The organism is Cellulomonas septica (assembly GCF_012396155.1).
Classification (GTDB): Bacteria; Actinomycetota; Actinomycetes; order Actinomycetales; family Cellulomonadaceae; genus Cellulomonas; species Cellulomonas septica.
This window is the reverse complement of the sequence record NZ_JAAXOY010000186.1, coordinates 1-5622: the sequence shown is the minus strand read 5'-3', so window position 1 is coordinate 5622 and position 5622 is coordinate 1. Positions and strand designations below refer to the sequence as shown.

Here is a 5622-nt window from a genome sequence, read left to right as displayed (position 1 = left end):
GGGCGTCGGGAGCCGAGGACGCGCGCGTCGTGGAGTCGGGCGTCCTCGTCGACGGGCTCGTCGTCGGCGCCGCCCCGCTGCCGGCCGCGCAGGTCCAGGTGCGCGCGCTCGACGAGCTCACGGGCGCGCTGCGGTGGACGCGCGAGCTGGACCTGCCGACGCCCGTCATGACGCCCGACGCCGCGTCGCCCGCGACGTGGACGGTGTGCACGACGGCGGGCGCACCGACGACGTCGACGGACGCCCCGGACGACGCCCGACCGGTCGTCGCCTGCCTCGCGCAGCAGCCCGGCTCCGACATCGGGCCGCCGCCCGAGGTGTCGCTGTGGTTCCTCGACGCGCGCGACGGCACGCTGCTGTCGACGCAGCGGCTCCCCGGGGACGCCGCCTTCACGGTCCTCGACGGCCGGCTCCTCACGGCCGTCCGCGAGGAGGACGAGGACGGCGGCGGCGACCGTTCGACCCGCTGGCGCGTGACGGCGACCGACCCGGCGACGCAGGAGGCGCTGTGGACGTGGACGACGCCACCGATCGACGCACCGCGGGTCACGCAGCAGCCGACCGACGTCTGGTCGTCGTCGTTCGCGTCGCTCGACGCGCGCGCCGACCACGTGCTGCTCGCGGTGGGCTCGTCGTCGTGGCTGCTCGGCACCGACGGGTCGATGCTGCGCCGCGACGGCCTGGAACCCGGCTGGTGGCCGGAGCTCGCCCGCGGCGGCGCGGTCGTGCACTCGACGTGGTCGCGCGACGGTCGCCCGCAGTCGCGTCTGCTGCGGGCCGACGGGTCGCGCACGACGGTCGACGCGACACCGCTGTGGCTCACGGTCGACGACGGGTCGGTCCCGGGCTCGGTGCTGTTCGCGACGCGCGACGTCGGGCCGTCGGGCGTGGTCGCGTCGGTGTCGGCGCGCGACGCGTCGACGGGTGACCTGCGGTGGCGCGTGACGGGTGTCGAGGCGACGTCGGCCGTCCTGCTCGACGACCGGCTCTACGTCGTCGGGGCCGACGGGCTCGCGGCGATCGACGCGACCACGGGCGCGGTCCGGTGGACGACGCCGCTCGGCCGCACGGTCGACGAGCTGTCGACGGACGGCCGCTGGCTGCTGCTGCGCGGGCCCGGTCCCGTCGTCGAGGCGTACGCGACCGCGGACGGCGGACGCGCGTGGCGCGCGGACCTCACGGGTGAGGCGCTCGAGCCGGGGACGAACCTGCGGGTCGGGTGGCAGGTCCCGCGGATGTACGCGCTGCGCACCGACGGGTCGGTCGCGGTGCTCGGCTGACCGGCCCTCCGCACGCGTCTGCGCGCCCGCGCCGGACGGTCCCGCAGGTCCCGCAGGTGGTTGCCCCGGCCGACGAGACGTGCGTCACGCGTGTGGCATGATGACCTCGGACCGAGGACGGGCCTTTCGCCCCCCTCGGTCCGTGTCAGCGAAGACACTCTGACACCCTCCACAACGGATCGTCCGGCACGTACCTGCCGGTGAAGGGAACGGATCAGACATGGCTACGGTCACGTTCGACAAGGCCACCCGGGTCTACCCGGGCACGGAGCGCCCCGCGGTCGACTCGCTCGACCTGCACATCGAGGACGGCGAGTTCCTCGTCCTCGTCGGCCCCTCCGGCTGCGGCAAGTCCACCTCGCTCCGCATGCTCGCGGGTCTCGAGGACGTCAACGCGGGTCGCATCCTCATCGGCGACCGCGACGTCACGGACGTCCAGCCGAAGGACCGGGACATCGCGATGGTGTTCCAGAACTACGCGCTGTACCCGCACATGACGGTCGCCGACAACATGGGCTTCGCGCTCAAGATCGCCGGCACGCCGAAGGCGGAGATCCGCCAGCGCGTCGAGGAGGCCGCCAAGATCCTCGACCTCTCCCAGTACCTCGACCGCAAGCCGAAGGCCCTCTCGGGTGGTCAGCGTCAGCGTGTCGCCATGGGCCGCGCCATCGTGCGTCAGCCCCAGGTGTTCCTCATGGACGAGCCGCTGTCGAACCTCGACGCCAAGCTCCGCGTCCAGACCCGCACGCAGATCGCGTCGCTGCAGCGTCGTCTCGGTGTCACCACCGTGTACGTCACGCACGACCAGACCGAGGCCCTGACGATGGGTGACCGCATCGCGGTCCTCAAGGACGGCCTCCTGCAGCAGGTCGGCACGCCGCGCGACATGTACGACACCCCGGCCAACGTCTTCGTCGCCGGCTTCATCGGCTCGCCGGCCATGAACATCGCCACGGTCCCGGTGCTCGAGGGCGCCGCCCAGCTCGGCCGTGCGCGCGTCTCGCTGCCGCGCGACGTCCTCGCCAAGTTCACCGAGGCCGACCGCAACCACATCACGCTCGGCTTCCGTCCCGAGGCGCTCGAGGTCGTCCCGCAGGGCACCCCCGACGCGATCCCGGTCATCGTGAACATCGTCGAGGAGCTCGGCTCGGACGCGTTCCTCTACGCGTCGCTCACGAACGAGTTCGGTGGCGCCGAGGCCGTGCACTCCGGTGCCGGCGACGCGCAGATCATCGTCCGCATCGACCCGCGCGGTGTCCCCGCCAAGGGCGAGACGGTCTGGGTCCGCATCCGCGAGGGCCAGCAGCACCTGTTCCACGCGGGCACCGGCGAGCGCATCACGGTCTGATCGCTCCCTGCAGCACCGCCGACGGGCGGGTCCGGCTCCGGCCGGGCCCGCCCGTCGGGCATCTCCCCGGGTGCTCCCCCACGTCGACGGCCCGCGCGGCTCGCGCCGGCGCGCACGTTGTGCGGGACGCCCACACGTCCTCCCCGACTTCCGTGCCCGCCCGCAGGGTCGGTCGTCGGACCACTCTGAGAGGATCGGGTCATGAGCCCGACGCCGCAGCGCCTGCAGATCACCGCGGCCAACCCGGACCCCGCGCTCCTCGACCTGCCGTGGCAGGTGCCGCTGGAGGACTGGCCGGCCGAGACCCTGGCCGCGCTCCCCCGCGGCATCTCGCGCCACATCGTGCGGTTCGTGCGGTTGTCGGGCCGGGTCATCGCGGTCAAGGAGATCGGCGAGACCGTCGCCTACCGCGAGTACGAGCTGCTGCGTCAGCTCGACCGCATCGACGTGCCGAGCGTCGTGCCCGTGGGCGTCATCACCGGCCGGCGCGACCCCGACGGCGAGCCGCTCGAGGCCGTGCTCATCACCGAGCACCTGCAGTTCTCGCTGCCGTACCGCGCGCTGTTCAGCCAGTCGCTACGCCCCGACACGGCGACCCGCCTCATCGACGCGCTCGCCGTGCTGCTCGTCCGCCTGCACCTCGCGGGCTTCTACTGGGGCGACGTGTCCCTGTCGAACACCCTGTTCCGCCGCGACGCCGAGACGTTCGCCGCGTACCTCGTCGACGCCGAGACGGGCGACCTGCACGACACGCTCACGCAGGGGCAGCGCGAGTACGACCTCGAGGTCGCACGCGTCAACATCATCGGCGAGCTCATGGACCTCCAGGCGGGCGAGTTCCTCGAGGAGGACGTCGACGCCGTCGCCATCGGCAACGCGCTCGCCGAGCGCTACCGCGAGCTGTGGCGCGCCCTCACCGAGACCGAGTCGTTCGGCTACGGCGAGCGGTGGCGCGTGCAGGCGCGCATCGACCGCCTCAACGACCTGGGCTTCGACGTCGGCGAGCTCGACATCACGACCGACGTCGGCGGCACGACCGTGCAGATCCAGCCGAAGGTCGTCGACGCGGGCCACCACTCGCGCCGCCTCATGCGCCTGACCGGCCTCGACGTGCAGGAGAACCAGGCCCGCCGCCTGCTCAACGACCTCGACGAGTACCGGGCCGCGACCGACCGCCAGCGCGAGGACGAGGCGTTCGTCGCGCACGACTGGCTGACCGAGGTGTTCGAGCCCGCGGTGCGCGCCGTGCCGCGGGACCTGCGGCACAAGCTCGAGCCCGCGCAGGTGTTCCACGAGCTGCTCGACCACCGGTGGTACCTGTCGCAGCAGCACGGCCGCGACGTGCCGATGCCCGAGGTCGTCAAGAGCTACGTGAAGAACATCCTGCCGACGCGCCCGGACGAGGACGCGATCCTGGGCGTGCAGTCGGGCGACATCCGCGACACCGACATGTTCCCCCAGGTCGAGGACGACCAGCTCCTCGGCTGACGCGGGACCGGCCAGGCGCCGTCGGCCGGCGCCCGGCGGTCACGGCCCGTCGTCGTCGTGCCGCGTCCGGCCGCGCGGGCGTCAGGAGGCGCGGCGGCGGGCGACCTCGTAGAGCGCGATGCCCGCGGCGACGCCCGCGTTGAGCGACTCGACGGCCGACGCGATCGGGATGGACGCGATCGCGTCGCACTGCTCGCGCACGAGCCGGGACAGGCCCTTGCCTTCCGAGCCGACGACGAGCACGAGCGGGTCCTCGGCGAACGCGATGTCGCCGATCGCGACGTCGCCGCCGCCGTCGAGACCGACGACGAACACGCCGGCCTCGCGGTAGGCCTGCAGCGTCCGGACCAGGTTCTTCACGCGCGCGACGGGCACGCGTGCCGCGGCACCCGCGGACACCTTCCACGCGGACGCGGTGACGCCCGCGGCACGACGCTCGGGCACGAGCACGCCGTGCGCACCGAATGCGCCCGCGGACCGCAGCACGGCCCCGAGGTTGCGGGGGTCGGTCACGCCGTCGAGCGCGACGACGAGCGCGGGCTGCTCGGACGCCTCGGCGGCGTCGAGCAGGTCCTCGTCGTCGGCGTAGGCGTACGGCGGCACCTGGATCGCGACGCCCTGGTGCACGGACCCGTCGGTGAGCCGGTCGAGCTCGGTGCGGCTGACCTCGAGCAGCGGGTAGCCGGACTCGGCGGCGGTCGAGACGATCTCGCGCGTGCGGTCGTCGGCCTCGAGCCGGGCCGCGAGGTACACGGTCGAGACGGGGATGCCGGCACGCAGCGCCTCGACGACGGAGTTCCGCCCGGAGACGATCTCGTGCGTCGACGAGGTGCGGCCGCCACGCCCGCCGGCCGCGCTGCGCGACGCGGACGCCGAGCGCTGACCCGAGCGGCCCTGCCCGGCGACCGCGCGCTTCTCCGCGGCGGCCTTCTTCTTGTACGCCGCGTGGTACGGACGGTCCTCGGCCTTGGGCGTCGGACCCTTGCCCTCGAGCGACTTGCGGCCGTGCCCGCCGGTGCCGACCGACGCGCCCTTCTTGGACCCCGGCTTGCGGGTGGCGCCTCGGCGCTGGGAGTTGCCGGCCATGGGTGCTGTCTCCTACGTCTGGTGGTGCGAACGTCTGGTGCGGGTCGGGCCCGCGCGGTTCCGGTCGGGCGGCGGCGGCCGCAGCGGGGTGGCGGTCAGCCCTCGGGTCGCAGGGACCAGCGGGCCCCCGTCGGCGAGTCCTCGACGACGACCCCGGCCTCGAGCGTGTGCTCGTCGACCGCGGAGGTGCGCACGCGTCGCACCTGCGGCGCCCGACCCGACGTCCCCCGGACGCGCAGTGTCAGCGCGGCGCGCACCTGCAACGCGTCGAGCACGCCCGGCGTGAGCCACCGCGCGAGCTGACCGATCGGCCGGCGACCCCCGAGCACCTCGACGGTCGCGAGCGCGATCCGGCCCGCGAGCACCCCGGGATCGTGCGCGGGGACGGCGCCACGGTCCTCGTCGGCGGCGTCGAGCACG

5 protein-coding genes are annotated in these 5622 nt (G+C 73.9%); 3 read left to right on the top strand and 2 right to left on the bottom strand.

Annotated features, from left to right (window positions below):
* The 3 genes from HGA02_RS08945 to HGA02_RS08935 form a co-directional block, all read left to right on the top strand.
* Positions 1-1280 (top strand): outer membrane protein assembly factor BamB family protein (locus tag HGA02_RS08945; RefSeq protein ID WP_210728354.1); only part of this gene is annotated, 1280 nt, incomplete at its 5' end.
* 220 nt (positions 1281-1500) lie between these two features.
* Positions 1501-2628, top strand: a complete 1128-nt coding sequence (locus HGA02_RS08940) for an ABC transporter ATP-binding protein (RefSeq protein ID WP_124341645.1) — start codon at positions 1501-1503, stop codon at positions 2626-2628.
* A gap of 201 nt (positions 2629-2829) precedes the next feature.
* Positions 2830-4116 carry a DUF4032 domain-containing protein gene (locus HGA02_RS08935; RefSeq protein WP_168678716.1) on the top strand — a complete coding sequence of 429 codons (1287 nt, stop codon included), beginning with the start codon at positions 2830-2832 and terminating at the stop codon, positions 4114-4116.
* An 81-nt stretch (positions 4117-4197) separates the two neighbouring features.
* Here HGA02_RS08935 and rlmB read toward each other — a convergent pair whose 3' ends face one another.
* Both rlmB and HGA02_RS08925 read right to left on the bottom strand, forming a co-directional pair.
* Complete coding sequence (gene rlmB / locus HGA02_RS08930; protein ID WP_168678715.1) at positions 4198-5202, bottom strand: 23S rRNA (guanosine(2251)-2'-O)-methyltransferase RlmB; 1005 nt, start codon at positions 5200-5202, stop codon at positions 4198-4200.
* Between the two features lie 95 nt (positions 5203-5297).
* Positions 5298-5622, bottom strand: a 325-nt coding sequence (locus HGA02_RS08925) for an Rv3235 family protein (protein WP_246247594.1), incomplete at its 5' end; no start/stop codon positions are given.